We start from the raw sequence: 16,623 nt of genomic DNA, 5'->3' as shown, positions 1-16,623 counted from the left end.
ATGAAAATGAATGCCCTAGCCCTGATAGAAGTGGAAATCCTTTTGTGCCGGTGTTAGGCACAAAAGATTGAAACGGATAGCAGGAAATAGCTCCTGATTCTTCAACTTCGATTAGAGTGACAAATTATATGTCAAATTGGAATTTGGACCCGAGCGATAGTGAACAGGCGAAGCAATTTAAAAAATATTGAAATTTATATTTACAGTCCCAAATCAAGTACATAAGAAATCTTAACGGCAATATTGTCCTCAAATTTCAGCAACTGATTTGGTCCGTAGCGATAAAAACCTCCAAGACCAAAACCTTTATAAATCTTGTTTAATTCGAGTCCGGATTCGAAATAACCTTTGTCTAATGTTTTGTATTCAGGACCCACGTGTTGTTCCGGATTTTCCATATGTCCCCAAGCCATTCTGGTTACTAATACTAATGATGGACGAACTTTTTTGAGGATTCTGATTCGGTCAAAACCATGTTTGATTTGAAAAAAGACATACTGACTAGAGAAAAACTCATTAAAATACATGGTTTCAAAACTGTTTCGACCAGCAAATGTAATACGCTGAAAGACCGTTTCTTTTGTTAAATTATTAGGCATTGTATTGTACAAATGCGTCAGCGGAACATCGCCAATTGCATAACCGCCTTGTAATAACAAACTTGTTTTTTGACCATTCAGGTACTTTTTTTCATATTCGGTTTTGAAATCTATTTTACCAAAACTGAAATCATTGCCTAAAACATCCGGTAAGGATTGTGTGTACTGAAAAGTAAATCTCGGAAATTTTTTATCAGATTCATTTCTTCCGGTTGGTGTCTGCATGAAATTACTAAATGGCGCCCAAACAATCGAAACCATCGCGGTTGTCATCACATAATGGGAATACAATTGTCCGTTATAATTAAAAAGATAGTCAAATTGCGGTTCCACATAAGTTCTTGCTAATTCAAGAACAGCTTCTGTTTTTGGAATAATTTTAGTCTGCACATTTCCTTTCCAGGCAACATATTTGTAGAAAGTACTAATGTTGATTGGGCGGGGATCATAAATTTTAAAAACGCGTTTGTCAACAGCAAAAACAGTACTTGCTATCTCCCGAACATCATCTGTATAATATCCGTTTATCCATGTATTAGTGCTTTTGTCTAATAAAACGCCGGCTCCTAAACTGTATTTAACTTCGCCATCTTTTGTTCCGTAAGCAGAATATCCTTCGATTCTAAAGTTTTTAGAGAATTTATCATTGGTAATTCCGCCAAGACCCAAACGAAAACCTTCGTAATTATTATAACTGATAATCTTTTTTAAATCGAGATCAACAGGTCCGATTGGGATATACCCGTTAATGATTTTTCGTCCGAAACCTAAACGATTTTCTATTTTTTTACTGATGGAAAGACTATCGATTAATTGATATGTTTTCTGGCTTTTAAGGTCTAAACTTTCCTTGCGGTATTCATTCCAGAATGCTTCCGGTTTTTTATTGGCATCGTCTTTAATTTCGATATAAAGTGACGGATCTTTTATGGGTGTATTTGTGTTGTAATGAATATCAAAATTGTTGCTTTCCGAAAGCAAATAAGTAAAATCTGAAGCTGATTTTTTTCTCGTCTCAAAATTATCTTCTACATCTCCGTCAAACTGAATCGTTCCGCCCAGAATTTTAATATCATCATCGTTTTTTCCTTTTACGATTTTAAAAGTTGTGTTACTCTGAAACCATATTTTTTCACTTGGAACATATTCAAATTCATGGATTCCGCTAATATCCAGAACACCTTTTATACGCATTACGGCTTTGGCTACAGCAAAATTTTCCTGATCGATATACAGTACGCCTTCTAATCCTGATGCTTTCCTTTTTTGTTTGTTTTTAAAGTAAATCATATAGGTTTCGCGACCTTTTATGTTTACAGTATCCAGTAATTTATAATTGTAACTTTGACTGGCGCCATTCGAAATTGGATTCTCATATTTAGTTTCGAATAATTCATATTTAGCCCCATAAATCGAAATTGACTGTAAGTTAAACGCAATGATTTCGTAAACGGGTTGTTTGAAACCAGCCATTTTTGTACCCAGAATAGTTTCTTTAAGCTTATTATTTCCAAACTGATATTGTGACACTTTTTCGGTTTGAAATAAATGCTGTTTGCTGATTATTTCTTTGAATTTATAATCAGATGAATCTATGTTGATGCGTTTTTTGTTCAGGTCTTTATAAGCGGCTGTTGAATCAATTCTGCCGTCGATAGAATCCGGATTAGCAGTAACAATAAGTTTATTATAGCTTTTATATTCAAAACTACTCAGTTTTTTTTGAGGATTGTTTTTGTTTTTATTCGCAATTACTTTTCTTATAATTGTCAAAGCCGGATTTTCATTAGAAATAACCACTTCTTTTAAATCATCGGTTTTTTGCGAAAGCGAAATTTGATAATATGTTTTTTCTGTAATGGCAACAATCCTGGTTTGAAAACCAATATAGGAAACTGAAAATGTTGTTGCTTTTTCCGAAGGTTTAAAAATGAACTTTCCGTCAACATCAGTAATTGTACTAATATTGTCAGAGGTTGTTATTGTAGCAAAAGGGAGTGGTTTGTTGCCGGAATCAGTTACAATTCCGTTTATTTGAAATTGCGCCTGAATGCTAAGCGTGAAAAACAAAGTCAATAAACAAAATAGCCTCATACAGAATGTTATAGTTTCAAAAACGAAAAGAATATAATTTTGGTATGCAAAAGTAGGAATAAAAAAATCCGTCCAGTAACAATTTAACTAAACGGATTTTTATTTTGTGTTGAAAAAGATTACACTTTCATGATTTCAGCTTCTTTGGCAACAAGTAATTCATCAATTTTTCTGATGTAAGTGTTGGTCAAATTCTGAACCTGCTCTTCTGCTGATTTACAAACGTCTTCAGAAGTTCCTTCTTTTTCTAATTTTTTAATGTCTGTATTGGCATCTTTACGCACATTACGCACACCAATTTTTGCATCTTCAGCCTCAGATTTTGCTTGTTTGGCAAGATCTCTACGACGCTCTTCTGTCAAAGGCGGAACGCTTATAATGATCACGTCACCATTATTCATTGGGTTAAAACCGATGTTGGCAATCATAATTGCTTTTTCGATAACTTGTAACATGTTTTTTTCGAAAGGCTGTAATGTAATTGTTCTTGCATCAGGAACACTAATTTTAGACACTTGCGAAAGTGGTGTTGCTGATCCGTAATAATCTACAAAAACACTCCCCAACATTGCCGGAGAAGCTTTTCCTGCACGAATGTTAAGAAATTCTTTCTCTAAATGCGCAATCGAACCATTCATTGATTCTTCAGTACTATCTAATATAAATTCTATTTCTTCAGTCATTATTTTTAAATTTTCAGTTTTCATTCTCAGTTTTCAGTTCAGGTCGGCGATTGCGACTGTAAACTGTTACTGATGACTATATATTTACTACAGTTCCTATGTTTTCGCCTTCACAGATTTTTAATAAATTTCCAATTTTGTTCATATCAAAAACAACGATTGGCAATTTATTTTCCTGACTTAATGTAAAAGCTGTTGTGTCCATCACGTTTAATCCTTTTTTAAGAACATCTTCAAACGAGATCATATCAAATTTTACTGCCGATGCATTTTTTTCAGGATCTGAATCATAAACACCATCAACACGGGTTCCTTTTAATATTACATCTGCATTGATTTCAATACCTCTTAAAACGGCAGCGGTATCAGTTGTGAAATATGGATTTCCTGTTCCTGCACCAAAAATTACAATTCTTCCTTTTTCAAGGTGACGATCTGCTCTTCTTTTAATATATGGTTCTGCAATAGATTCCATTTTTAAGGCAGTCTGCAAACGGGTTTTCATTCCTTTTTCCTCAAGAGCGCCTTGTAAAGCCATTCCGTTAATTACTGTAGCAAGCATTCCCATATAATCGCCTTGTACTCTATCCATACCGGCACTTGCACCTGCAACGCCTCTAAAAATATTTCCTCCTCCAATAACAATAGCAATTTCTACCCCTTTACTGTGAATTTGCTTAATTTCTTCGGCATATTCGGCAAGTCTTTTAGGGTCAATTCCATATTGTAAATCACCCATTAAGGCTTCGCCACTTAGTTTTAGAAGAATTCTTTTATATTTCATGTGTTGTTGCGTTAATTTGTGCAAATATAGACATATTCTGTTTTTTAAAAATAATGTTTTAAAAAAAATAGTAGTTCTTTTATATTTAAATTTATAATGATTTTTCAGGATTTTTTTGAATGTGATAAAAGTCATTCTTTGAGTCTCCTTGAAATGTGTAAATTTATCCAATTCAAAAATTGTACAATTATGAAAAACAGTATCGCCAAAGCCTTGTTTAAAAGTTACCCGTATTCTGAATATCGAAAATTAGTTACAGATTTATTATCAGAAGAAAAATCAACAGGTAATCAGCAATCTGAAAGTCTGACGAATTATAGTAAGCTGAATGATGCCCGAATGAATCGGTTAGACAAAACGATTAAAATTCCTGATGATGTTCTTTTAAAACTGGAAAACCTGGATCATAAATATATTTGGCTTGTAATTTCTGAAGGATGGTGTGGTGATGCAGCGCAAATATTGCCAATATTGAATAAAATGGCTCTGGCATCAAATAAAAAAATTGATCTGAGAATTGTTCTGCGTGATGAAAATGAGGAATTGATGGAGCAATATTTGACAAATGGAGGAAGAGCAATCCCAAAGGTTATTGTAATTTGTAAAGAAGCAGGAATTGTGAGATCAGATTGGGGACCAAGACCAAAAGGAGCCACTGAATTATTGGCAAATTATAAAAAGGAGTTTGGCGTAATTGATGAAAAAATCAAAACTGATTTGCAATTGTGGTATTTAGCTGACAAAGGAGTTTCTGTTCAGAATGAGCTAATGCAAATCATAGAAAGTATAAAATATAACCGTTTATAGCGGTATAATAAAGGGAGTGGATATGCAGCTTACAGGTTAATGACTTGATAATAAACGGTGTATGAGTTAAAAACGTGTCGAAATGTTTTTTTATTACAAATATTTTGTAACTTGCTGACAGAATCCCACTTCTATTATTTATTTTTTGATTTACTGTTTTTATTGGTGTCTAATTTAATGTCTAACAATTAAAAATGCACTATTATGAATAAGTTATTCGAAGGTTTTTACGATTTAGTTTCAGAGTTATTATTTGGAGGAAAAAACATTCCACATTATTAACTGCGGGAAACACCAATTAAGGAGTAGAAATATCTTAATTAAGAAGTTGGCACATTACTAATAATTTAATTTGTAGTAATGTGCTTTTCGCATTTTTTACTTTAGGCTTTCTTCAAATAAAGTAACATCAATAGCATTTTTTACATCGTAATCACCAATTTTTGTTCGGCGTAAAACAGTTAAATGCGATCCTGAATTCATAGTCTTTCCAAAATCATAAGCTAGTGAGCGAATATAAGTTCCTTTACTGCAAACCACTCTGAAATCTATTTCGGGAAGTGCAATTCGGGTAATTTCAAATTCGTGAATAGTAGTTTTTCTGCTTTCAATTTCAATCGTTTCTCCAGCGCGTGCGTGTTCGTATAAACGAACGCCGTCTTTTTTGATTGCGGAAAAAATAGGTGGTTTTTGATCGATTTCCCCTAAAAATTGTTTCACGGTTTCATGAATCAAAGCTTCATCAATATGCGAAGTTGGAAAAGTTTCGTCAATTTCAGTTTCTAAATCATACGATGGAGTAGTGGCTCCAATATAAAAAGTTCCTGTATATTCTTTTGCCTGACCTTGCAATTCAGTAATTCTTTTAGTGAATTTTCCGGTGCAAATTAATAATAATCCGGTTGCTAAAGGATCGAGAGTTCCTGCATGACCAATTTTGAACTTTTTAGGAAGTCCTACTTTATTGATCAAAAGGTATTTTAATTTATTGACAGCTTGAAACGAACTCCATTTTAAAGGCTTGTCTATCAATAAAATTTGTCCGTTTAAATAATCTTCAGGCGTCATTATATTATGGTAAGGGGATGAATGAAAAAGTGAATCAGTAATAAAACGATTCCGGCGATTATCCTATAATAACCAAAAACTTTAAAACCATTTTTAGTCAAAAAGCCAATGAAGGTTTTAATTGCCAAAAGTGCTACAATAAAAGCAACAACATTCCCTATAACTAATAAATTTACCTGATCGTGTGATAATTCAAATCCTGCTTTATAATAATCGTAACATTTTTTTGCGGTTGCCCCTAACATTGTTGGCACGGCTAAAAAAAACGAGAATTCAGCAGCAGTTGTTCTTGATAATTTTTGCGACATTCCGCCCACAATACTTGCTCCACTTCTTGAAACTCCGGGAATCATTGCGAGACATTGAAACATTCCAATCTTGAAAGCCTGTAAATACGTAATTTCCTGTGATGTTTCGGCAATGTTTGGTTTATTGAACCATTCATCAACTTTTAGTAAAATTAATCCTCCTATTAAAAGTGAAACGGCAACTGTAACCGGATTTTCTAATAAACCATCGATAAAATCACTTAATAATAATCCCAAAACTACGGCTGGAATAAACGCAACCAAAAGTTTAAAATAAAAATCAAGTGTTTGAAAGAATCTTTTGAAATATAAAACCACTACAGAAAGTATTGCACCAAGCTGAATAACAATTGTAAAAAGTTTGGTAAAATCTTCGTGAGCAATTCCGAAAAAAGAAGAGGCAATAATCATGTGACCAGTTGAAGAAACAGGTAAAAACTCTGTGATTCCTTCAATTATGGCAAGAATAATAGCTTGTAATGTATTCATTTATTTAGATTGTTAGATTATTAGACTTCTTAGATATCAAATTTTTTAAAGATCATCTATTTATCTAAGATGGCCAGAATCTAAGGAGTCTAAAAAAGTCTATTTTGATTTTTTGAAAATAGAATAAATCGTGATTCCAAAACCAATTAAAACAGTTGTTGGAGCTAAACGAATACGTCTAAAACTAAAAACATCTTCACTAAAAACATTCGGATTATCACTTCCTCCGCCAGACATTAAGATAAAGCCTAATGCGATAACACCAATTCCAATTAATAAGATTTTGTAGTTGATACCATCAAAAAGGAATTGTTGATTTTGTGGATTTTGTGAATCTTCTTTATAATTACTTTTCATTATTTGTTTTTTTTATCAGCCTTAACGAAGTCGAAGGCTATTTTTTACTGTAAACTTAAAACTGTTACTGAATACTTTTCTTAGTAAAGATCGTCAGTTCTTAAATTTAGGAAACGTTGTGTTGCAAAGTGTGTACTGACCCAGGTGATTAAAACTCCTAATCCGAAAACGGCTAATAAAACCAATCCTATCAGGACTTTATCTTCTAAAATTCCTAATCCCGGGAAGTTAGTTTCTACGTAGAATAAAACACCAATCAAAGCTACAATTGCTAATCCTGCGCCTAACATTCCTAATTTTACGCTTCGCATTACAAAAGGTTTACGAATAAACGATTTTGTTGCTCCAACCATTTGCATGGTTTTAATAATGAAACGGTTTGAATGTATTGATAAACGTAAGGAACTGTTGATTAGTAAAACAGCGATTACAGCAAGGAAACAGCTAATAATCAAGATCCACATACTTACTTTTTTAATGTTGTCGTTTACCAGATTTACTAATTGTTTATCATAAACAATGTCTTCAATCATAGTGTTTTTGCGCAATTTGCTTTCAATTTGTAAAATACTGTCTCTTTCAACATAATCCGCTTTTAAGTGAATGTCGTATGAATTCAATAAAGGATTTTCTCCTAAAAAAGTAAGAAAATCTTCTCCAATAATATCAGTATGTTCTTTTGCTGCTTTGTCTTTGGTAACATACACATGAGATCTGGCGAAAGGAGCTCTTTTTAATTCAGTGTCAAATGCCTTTATCACACTATCATTAGCTTCATTTTTAAAGAAAACCGTCATCGCGATTTTTTCTTTAAAATCATTGGCTAGTTTTTTAGAATTGATAATGAATAATCCCAGTACTCCTAAAAGGAATAAAACAAGGAATACACTTAGTACAACCGAAAAATAAGAGGAAATTAACCTGCGCTTTTGAAATTTATCAAAGTTAGAACTCATAGTTTGCTTAAATTATGTGGTAAAAATAATAAAGAATTTCTTTATTTGAAGTTAATAACGATCAAAGTTTTGACTTTCGTACCATAAAGATACAATTCAGGATTAATAAAAATTTATTTAACAGCAAAGAACGCAAAATTTTTTAAAATGTTTGTTTTTATAAAAGTGCAAGGTTCGCAAAGCTTAATGTTGATTTAGCTTTGCGAATTTTGTGTTTTTTAGCCATACTTACAGGTAGAAAATCTTATGGTTATTTGCGGTTAAAGTTCCCGCAGATTTTACAGATGTAAGCAGATCTGTTTTTATATTATCAGAAAATCAAAAAGAAAAAATCAGCGAAAAATTAAACGGATCAAAAAACTTTGCTCAAACCTCAATGTGCGGCGCAGTTAATAAAAAAACTTAGTAACTTAGAATCTTAGCAAAGTCAGAACCTTACTTAACCTTATAAACTTCAATACTCTTAAGCCAGTAAACATGACGCGGACCTGTTTTGATATCATTTTTACAAATCAAAATCATTTCGCCGTTTTTGACCGGTTTTCCATTTTCTTCAAATAAAACGTAGGTGTTTTCTCCAGTTGGGTTGTTGAAAATTTCTGCCCATGAAAAAGTTGCCATATATCCGTCTGAAGCTTTGGCAACGATATAAAAGTTACGGTCTTTATGTCCGTTTTGTATGATTTTAGCTTTTTCAAGAATATCTTTTAATAATACGCCTTTGCTTGTTTTATCGTCTTTTTTTATTTCACCGCTTTGACCAGTTATTTTTAAATTTGAGATTGTGGCTACTTTCATTCTTCTTAAAGAATCAACACTTAATTGCAATGGAAATTCAACTTCGCCTTTTACTTCGATTTGATGATTGACTAATTTTAAGCTATCAGCCGGAGTTAGTATTGTGTGTTCACTTTCTTTTTCTGTCATAACAGATTTCCCAATGATGGTTTTATCTTCTTTTTTAGAAGAATTACACATGCTGCAAATAAATGCGATGAAGAGAACGAAGATGTAATTTTTTGTTTTCATAGTAAGTTGATTTTTTTAGATTTTTTTGGTTTCCCAAACCAGAGATAAATAATACAATCCGCCAATTGATGGACCGCCAAGAATAGAAGTATAAGGTTGGTTTAGAATGTTCGTTGCTCCAAGTTTGGTGGTAATGCCTGTTTTTTTGAAGTTGTAATTTACCTGCGCATCCATAGACCAATAAGCAGGAACGGTTCCGCTGACCAAAAACGAAACATAGTCAAAATTGTTCTGATATCGTGCTGTTGCGCTCGCACCAAGATTTTTCCAAATGTTTGTTGCGATTAATGTACCGTTAATGTTGAATTCAGGCGTGTTAAAACCATCTTCAAGCCCGTCTTTATCATCTGTCCGGTCGAGTTTGGTATACGTTAGATTCGTTAATGCGGTGAAATTTTCATCAAGTCTGTATTTTAAACCTAAACTTCCTCCGTAATTGTAAATTTTACTTTTTGAGTTGGTCCATAAACGATACCTGTTTTGAGTGTTTTTTGAATATAAAGCCGTCGGAATCTGATTAGAATCTGTGGTATTCGGAACGCTCGCTTCGACCTGAGCAATGAAATTTTTATAGGAGTTGTAGTAAAAATCAGAATCTATAAAGAGAGTATTGTTTAGCGCAATTCCTCTAAAACCAAATTCAAAAGAATTTACAAATTCAGGCTGTAAATACGTATAAGGATTTTTTTGAATCGTATTTTTATTCTTTTCAATGGCTTGTGCCTGCGTAATTCCAGTTGTGTTTACGTCATTATTTACCTGCGATTGAAATTTATCTATAGAAGCTTTGGTATAAGAATTCTCAAAAATACCATCAGACATAATCCTTAATCCGCCAACTCGTTTTACACCGCCCGAATTGACATTTGAAAAACCTTCAAAAATACTGGGGAAACGATATCCGTTTTGATACGACGCTCTAAAACTGATCGTTTCCTTTGGCGAATAAACTGCCGTAAATTGAGGCGTGAATTTGGCATTAAAATAATCGGCTTTATCCATTCTTAAAATCGCACCAAGGCTTAATTTATCCTGCAGGAAATCTTTGGTCAATTGTGTGAATCCACCTGTTTTTTGATACGTTAAGTTTTCAGAAGGATTTAAAGGATTGATAAAATAGTTCCCGTCAGGTACAATAATATATGTTCTGTAATCAAAACCGCTTAAAAGTTTGGCATCTATTTTTTCAAAGAAAGAAGAAAAAGCTTTATCCCAATTCAATAAACCTTCGGCATGAACCAAAGTCGATTTTACGCGTAAAGCCGCGCCAATATCCCAATTATTAATATCGATTAGTTCGTTTTTCTTTTCCTCATAAGCTTCGGTTCCTGGCTCAAATCGCCCCTGATCAGATATTGTTCGTGCAATTTTATGAGCATCTGCAATAGCAGAACCGCCTGTTATGGCACTTTTATAAGCTGTAGTGTAATCTGCAAACCATTTATCGTCAGATTTATAAGCGCGATCCATGTTCTCCGCAAGTGAACGCATATTGTATGAGTTTCCGGTATTTTCAGTTGTTGCATACGCTTTGATCTGAAATATTGGCGTATGATAATCTGTCGAAAATTGATTCAGCGTATAATCGTCTAAGCGAAATCTATTCGAACGCTGATAAATTGTATTAATTAAAGCCGTTTTATAAGTCACGACTAATTCATGGTCTTTTTTCGGACGGAAATATAAACCAATATCAGCCTTATAATTTTTGATATCATAATCAGAAATATCAGTTTCGCGATATCCGGTTCTGGCAACAACATAATTTTTACCGTTTAAATTCAGTGTTTTTCTATTAGCCGATTCGTTTCCGTAACCATTTACTTCGTCATAAGCGGGATTATCAGATCCATATAAATTAGTAGAAGCATTGGCATTTGGAGCCAAATCAGTTCTGTCATCAGCAACCCAATCTGTTCCTCCGGTGGAAGATGCATTTAATTTTATCGCCAATTTTTCATTGAAGGCTTTTGCAAATCGCAGATTAAACTGCGAATATATCTTCGGTGAAAACCTGTCAATGTTTCCAACATGATTTACTCCTGTCAATTGCTGAACGCTTATTCCCTGATGTTCAAAAGGATTTTTAGTTTGAATATTTGCCAAACCGTTTATGGCATTCATGCCGTATAAAGCAGCGGCGGTTCCCGGAATAATTTCGATTTTATCAATATCAAGATCATTTGCTCCGAGTGCATTAGCAATTGGAGCGCCCAAATGTGGTGCCTGATTATCAATTCCGTCCACTAATTGCGCAAAACGTACGTTTGTTGAGTTCGCAAAACCTCGTGTATTGATAACTTTAAAACCCAAACTAGGCGTTATAATTTGAACTCCTTTTACATTTTCAAGCGCTTCATAAATACTTGGAGAACCCATTTTTTTGGCTTCCGCCGATTTTAATTGCTCAATACTGATAGGCGAACGCATGATTTTTTCGGAACGACGAGATGCCGTAATTACAATTTCATTTAGTTCTTCTTTTTTAATACTGTCCGTATCAGTTTTGGTATTTTCTATTTGTGAAAAAGATTGAAAACTGATTAAAAGAAAAAATAGGTAAAGTCGTATTTGCATAATCTGAAATTTTATTTCAGTATGTTTTAAAATGAATACTGAAAGTTAGCAAAATTGGTTGTGTTAGTTTGATTTTTTTAAATGAAATTTGAGGGTTTTAAAATTTTAAATTCCGGGTTTCTTTTAAAGCAAAATCTTTAATTCGTTTCTCGATTTCGTAAAAAATGACAATTGCTTTTTCTCCCGCTTCGGTTAGTTTTGCACCGCCGCCGCCTTTTCCTCCCAGAAGTTTTTCTACCAAAGGATTTTCGGAACGTTGGTTCATTTCTTCAACTAATTGCCAGGCTTGTCGATAGGACATTTTCATTTCTTTTGCAGCATTAGTAATAGATCCTGTTTTTTGAATATTTTCCAAAAGCCAGATTTTTCCAATGCCTAAAAATGGTCCTTCGGTTTCTTCAATCCAAAGTCGGACTTCAACAGAATATTTTTTGCTATTATCCAATTTGATTTTTTTTGTCCTACAAAAGTAGGATTATTATTTGTTATTTGTGCTGGATTGAAATCCAGCCCTACAATATTGGTCGTTCCTTCGGAACTTTAAATTTGGTGAGTATAAAGTATAAACACAATATATATTCAGTTTTTATTTGTTTGTATTGAAATAGCTTTGGTTACAAACGACAATAAATGTAAATTTGCGGCTAATTAATTAGTGATGAAACCTTAGAACCTTTGTCACTTTGCAACTTTGAACCTTAAAAAATGAAATACAATCCAAACGAAATCGAAGAAAAATGGCAAAAATATTGGGCTGAAAACCAAACTTTTGCTGCATCAAACAATTCTGAAAAACCAAAGCATTATGTTCTGGACATGTTTCCTTATCCGTCAGGTGCAGGATTACACGTTGGGCATCCGCTGGGTTACATTGCTTCAGATGTTTATTCTCGTTTCAAAAGACATCAGGGTTTCAATGTTTTGCACCCAATGGGATATGACAGTTTTGGATTGCCTGCAGAACAATATGCGATTCAAACCGGACAGCGTCCTGAAGATACAACGCGCGTAAATATTGACGGTGGAGTTGATAAAGAAGGAAAACAAATTGCCGGATATAGAAAACAATTAGATAAAATTGGGTTTTCATTTGACTGGAGTCGTGAAGTACGTACTTCAAATCCTGATTATTACAAACATACACAATGGATTTTTATCCAGTTGTTTAATTCCTGGTATTGCAGAAAAGAAAATAAAGCCTTTGATATTTCTGAACTTGTAAAAGTTTTTGAAGGAGAAGGAAATAAATTGGTTGAAGCAGTTTGTGATGATAATGTTGCCATATTCACAAAAGAAGAATGGAATTCGTATTCTGATGACCAGAAAGAAAAAATCCTTTTGCAATACAGAATGACATATTTGGCTGAAACAGAAGTAAACTGGTGTCCTGGTTTAGGAACTGTATTGGCAAATGACGAGATTGTAAACGGAGTTTCGGAACGTGGAGGATATCCTGTAATCCGTAAAAAAATGACCCAATGGAGCATGCGAATTTCTGCTTATGCAGAGCGTTTGCTACAAGGTTTGAATGATATTGACTGGAGCGAATCTATTAAAGAATCACAAAGAAACTGGATCGGGAAATCGGTTGGGGCGATGGTAAATTTCCCCATCCTATCCTTCCCCGAAGGGGAAGAGAACTTGGAGTCTAAAAAAACTTTGGGTTATATGACAGGTGGAAATAATTCTCATTTATTGCTTGAAAGAGCTAAAGAAATGAGAAATAATCCTACTGAAGCAGAAAAAATATTGTGGTTACATTTAAAATCAAAAGGTCTTGAAGCTAAATTTAGACAACAACATTTAGTGGATGATTTTATTGTAGATTTTGTTTGCCTTTCAAAAAAGCTAATCATTGAAGTTGATGGAGAGATACATGATTCGCAACAAGAAGCAGATGCTAAAAGGACTGAAATTCTTAACGAAAAAGGATTTAAAGTAATCCGTTTTAATAATAAGGAAGTTTTAAATAATATAGATAGTGTGCTAACCATAATTAAGCACGAATTAAATAATGCAGTAGACGTTCCCCCTTCGGGGGCTAGGGGGATCGAAGTTTTTACAACCCGTCCTGATACTATCTTCGGAGTAACTTTTATGACTTTGGCACCGGAACACGATTTGGTGGCTAAAATTGTAACGGCCGATCAAAAAAATGCTGTTGAAGCGTATATCGAAAAAACATCAAAACGTTCTGAGCGTGAGCGTATGGCCGATGTAAAAACCATTTCGGGCGTGTTTACGGGCGCGTATGCGGAACATCCGTTTACAAAAGAACCAATTCCGGTTTGGATAGGGGATTATGTTTTGGCAGGTTATGGAACTGGTGCTGTAATGGCGGTTCCTTGTGGAGACGAAAGAGATTATGCTTTTGCGAATTTCTTTAAAGGTCAAAACGGAATGCCGGAAATCAAGAATATTTTTAGCCCCCTAACCCCCAAAGTGGGAACTGAGGAAGCAGAAAATTTAATTATGAATGAAGCGTACACTTCAAAAGAAGGCTTTATTTTAAATAATTCTGATTTCCTAAACGGATTAAATTATAAAGCAGGAACTCAAAAAGTAATTGCCGAATTAGAAGCGATCAATCAAGGTACAGGAAAAACAAATTACCGTTTGCGTGATGCTGTTTTTTCTCGTCAGCGTTATTGGGGAGAACCTTTTCCGGTGTATTATGTAAATGGTTTACCAAAAATGATTGCTGCAGAGCATTTGCCAATTATTTTGCCTGAAGTGGAGAAATATTTACCAACCGAAGATGGTTTGCCTCCGTTAGGAAACGCAACAATTTGGGCTTGGGATACCAAAAACAATGAAGTTGTTAATACAGATTTAGTTGATAATTTCGAGATTTTCCCTCTTGAATTGAACACCATGCCAGGTTGGGCAGGAAGTTCATGGTATTGGATGCGTTATATGGATGCACACAATGAAGATAGATTTGCCAGTAAAGAAGCTTTGGCTTACTGGGAAAGCGTAGATTTATATATTGGAGGAAGCGAACACGCAACCGGACATTTATTGTATTCTCGTTTCTGGAACAAATTCTTAAAAGACAAAGGTTTTGCTCCAACCGAAGAACCATTCAAAAGACTGATCAATCAGGGAATGATTTTGGGAACTAGTGCTTTTGTTTATAGAGTAGAGGGAACAAATACTTTTGTTTCTAAAAATAAAATTGGTGATCAAAAAGTACAGCCAATTCACGCTGATGTTTCAATAGTAAATTCTTCTGATGAATTAGATGTTGAAAAATTCAGAAATTCAAGGGAAGAATACAAAACCGCAGAATTTATCACTGATGAAAACGGAAAATACATCGTTGGTCGCGAAGTCGAAAAAATGTCGAAATCAAAATATAATGTAGTTACTCCGGATGATATTTGTAATGAATATGGAGCTGATACATTACGTTTGTACGAAATGTTTTTAGGTCCGTTAGAGCAGGCAAAACCTTGGAATACCGCTGGAATTTCAGGAGTATTTGGTTTCCTTAAAAAATTATGGAGATTGTATTTTGATGAAAATAATGGCTTAATCGTAAACAACGACGAACCAACAAAAGATAACTTGAAATCATTACATAAAACAATCAAAAAAGTAGCTGAAGATATTGAGAGTTTCTCTTTTAATACTTCGGTTTCACAATTTATGATTTGTGTAAATGAATTGTCAACTCAAAATTGTCATTCAAGAGCGATTTTGGAGCCATTAGCAATTTTGGTTTCGCCATACGCGCCACATATTGCTGAGGAATTATGGTCACAATTAGGACATAAAGAATCAATTTCGACAGTGGCTTTTCCTGTTTTTGAAGCAAAACATTTAATTGAAACGAATAAGGAATATCCGGTTTCTTTCAACGGAAAAATGCGTTTTACTATTGAGTTGCCTTTGGATTTAACTAAAGAACAAATCGAAGAAATCATCATGAAAGATGAAAGAACACAAAGACAATTAGATGGTAAAACACCAAATAAAGTGATTATTGTTCCGGGTAAAATCATTAATTTGGTTGGGTAACGAAATAGTTCTATCCCGATAGCTATCGGGATTAAAAATCCAAATTCCAACTTTTGTTGGGGTTTGGATTTTTTTTTTGCGCCAAAGTTTGTCATTTAGCGTTTCTTTGTTTTTTTGCCACGAATTGCACGAATTCACGCGAATTGAATTTGTGAAAATCTGTGTAATTCGTGGCAAAATGGTAAAGGCGAACGGCAGTGCATTTCACGTGTAACTATCTGTTATTAAAAAATCCAAATTCCAGTGACAAACATTGGAATTTGGATTTTTTGTTTTGTAAGATCGTCCTGAAGATAAATTGTAATAATCTATGCAAACAATTTACATGTATTTTTTATTGTCCAAATACAAAAGAACCCGGTATAGCGACAATAATTCCGTCGCTCGTTGCTTTTGCAGTAGTTTCTTTTTGCACTTTTCCGCCTACAATGATTTTAACAGTCACGGTTTGATCTACAACACCGCCATAACCACTTACCGTTATTCCTGCTCCATAAGTATCCGCGCTTGCTGTAAATTCTTTACTCCACGGTAATGAATTAATGTCAGCGCTTTGCCCGCCATTTCCTGATTCAGTATAAGTAGTGCTAAGTTTTCCAGTGTAATTTCCGGTTACTTCATACTTGATGTCTCTTGAGCTTGAACCTGAGTTGTTATCGTTGTCGCTGCTGCAAGATCCTACTGTAAAAGCAAGGGTTAATACAATCGCCAAAGTTTTCAAAATTGATTTCATAATAAAATTTTTAATAATTAATATTCGTTATTGAACAAAATTAAACGCTTATTAACGAAAGGTCAATACCTGATAAAGTGTAATTTGTACTACCTGATATCAGGTAAAAAGAGGTG

Annotated in this window: 13 protein-coding genes; 2 read left to right on the top strand and 11 right to left on the bottom strand. The window is 34.0% G+C overall.

Annotated elements, in window-relative coordinates:
• Nucleotides 1-200: 200 nt before the first annotated feature.
• From ACHRVX_RS22285 to pyrH, 3 genes are all read right to left on the bottom strand, one after another.
• A complete protein-coding gene (locus ACHRVX_RS22285) occupies nucleotides 201-2,693 on the bottom strand; it encodes a DUF5686 family protein (RefSeq protein WP_395336434.1) in 2,493 nt (830 codons plus the stop codon).
• A gap of 119 nt (nucleotides 2,694-2,812) precedes the next feature.
• Complete coding sequence (gene frr / locus ACHRVX_RS22280; protein WP_395336432.1) at nucleotides 2,813-3,376, bottom strand: ribosome recycling factor; 564 nt, start codon at nucleotides 3,374-3,376, stop codon at nucleotides 2,813-2,815.
• Nucleotides 3,377-3,452: 76 nt separating this feature from the next.
• The gene (gene pyrH, locus ACHRVX_RS22275) at nucleotides 3,453-4,160 is read right to left on the bottom strand and encodes a UMP kinase (RefSeq protein ID WP_213299919.1); all 708 of its coding nucleotides are present in this window, start codon (nucleotides 4,158-4,160) and stop codon (nucleotides 3,453-3,455) included.
• A gap of 189 nt (nucleotides 4,161-4,349) precedes the next feature.
• Here pyrH and ACHRVX_RS22270 point away from each other — a divergent pair, with 189 nt between their 5' ends.
• Nucleotides 4,350-4,967: a thioredoxin family protein gene (locus tag ACHRVX_RS22270; protein ID WP_395336430.1), complete on the top strand. Its 618-nt coding sequence runs from the start codon at nucleotides 4,350-4,352 to the stop codon at nucleotides 4,965-4,967.
• Between the two features lie 378 nt (nucleotides 4,968-5,345).
• On the opposite strand, the gene truB is transcribed toward ACHRVX_RS22270, so the two are convergent.
• The 7 genes from truB to ACHRVX_RS22235 form a co-directional block, all read right to left on the bottom strand.
• Entirely contained in the window at nucleotides 5,346-6,035 is a 690-nt protein-coding gene (gene truB, locus ACHRVX_RS22265) for a tRNA pseudouridine(55) synthase TruB (protein ID WP_395336428.1), read from the bottom strand.
• Nucleotides 6,035-6,832 carry an undecaprenyl-diphosphate phosphatase gene (locus ACHRVX_RS22260; protein WP_395336426.1) on the bottom strand — a complete coding sequence of 266 codons (798 nt, stop codon included), beginning with the start codon at nucleotides 6,830-6,832 and terminating at the stop codon, nucleotides 6,035-6,037. The genes truB and ACHRVX_RS22260 overlap by 1 nt, the downstream gene beginning before the upstream one ends.
• A gap of 99 nt (nucleotides 6,833-6,931) precedes the next feature.
• Nucleotides 6,932-7,189 (bottom strand): DUF3098 domain-containing protein, encoded by a 258-nt coding sequence (locus ACHRVX_RS22255; RefSeq protein WP_395336424.1) that lies wholly within the window; start codon nucleotides 7,187-7,189, stop codon nucleotides 6,932-6,934.
• An 80-nt stretch (nucleotides 7,190-7,269) separates the two neighbouring features.
• On the bottom strand, nucleotides 7,270-8,145 hold the full coding sequence (locus ACHRVX_RS22250; RefSeq protein ID WP_395336422.1) for a cell division protein FtsX: 876 nt from the start codon (nucleotides 8,143-8,145) through the stop codon (nucleotides 7,270-7,272).
• A gap of 435 nt (nucleotides 8,146-8,580) precedes the next feature.
• Entirely contained in the window at nucleotides 8,581-9,174 is a 594-nt protein-coding gene (locus ACHRVX_RS22245; protein ID WP_395336419.1) for a molybdopterin-dependent oxidoreductase, read from the bottom strand.
• A gap of 15 nt (nucleotides 9,175-9,189) precedes the next feature.
• Entirely contained in the window at nucleotides 9,190-11,751 is a 2,562-nt protein-coding gene (locus tag ACHRVX_RS22240) for a TonB-dependent receptor plug domain-containing protein (protein WP_395336417.1), read from the bottom strand.
• A 97-nt stretch (nucleotides 11,752-11,848) separates the two neighbouring features.
• The gene (locus ACHRVX_RS22235) at nucleotides 11,849-12,196 is read right to left on the bottom strand and encodes a winged helix-turn-helix domain-containing protein (protein ID WP_395336415.1); all 348 of its coding nucleotides are present in this window, start codon (nucleotides 12,194-12,196) and stop codon (nucleotides 11,849-11,851) included.
• A 260-nt stretch (nucleotides 12,197-12,456) separates the two neighbouring features.
• Between ACHRVX_RS22235 and leuS the strand changes: the two genes are divergently transcribed.
• Entirely contained in the window at nucleotides 12,457-15,774 is a 3,318-nt protein-coding gene (gene leuS, locus ACHRVX_RS22230; RefSeq protein ID WP_395336413.1) for a leucine--tRNA ligase, read from the top strand.
• Between the two features lie 334 nt (nucleotides 15,775-16,108).
• On the opposite strand, the gene ACHRVX_RS22225 is transcribed toward leuS, so the two are convergent.
• Complete coding sequence (locus tag ACHRVX_RS22225) at nucleotides 16,109-16,507, bottom strand: MmpS family transport accessory protein (RefSeq protein ID WP_395336411.1); 399 nt, start codon at nucleotides 16,505-16,507, stop codon at nucleotides 16,109-16,111.
• Nucleotides 16,508-16,623 lie beyond the last annotated feature (116 nt).

The sequence above is a fragment of the Flavobacterium sp. FlaQc-47 genome (genome assembly GCF_044006475.1).
Classification (GTDB): domain Bacteria; phylum Bacteroidota; class Bacteroidia; order Flavobacteriales; family Flavobacteriaceae; genus Flavobacterium.
The sequence above is the reverse complement of the archived record's forward strand: the minus strand, read 5'-3'. Positions and strand labels throughout refer to the sequence as shown.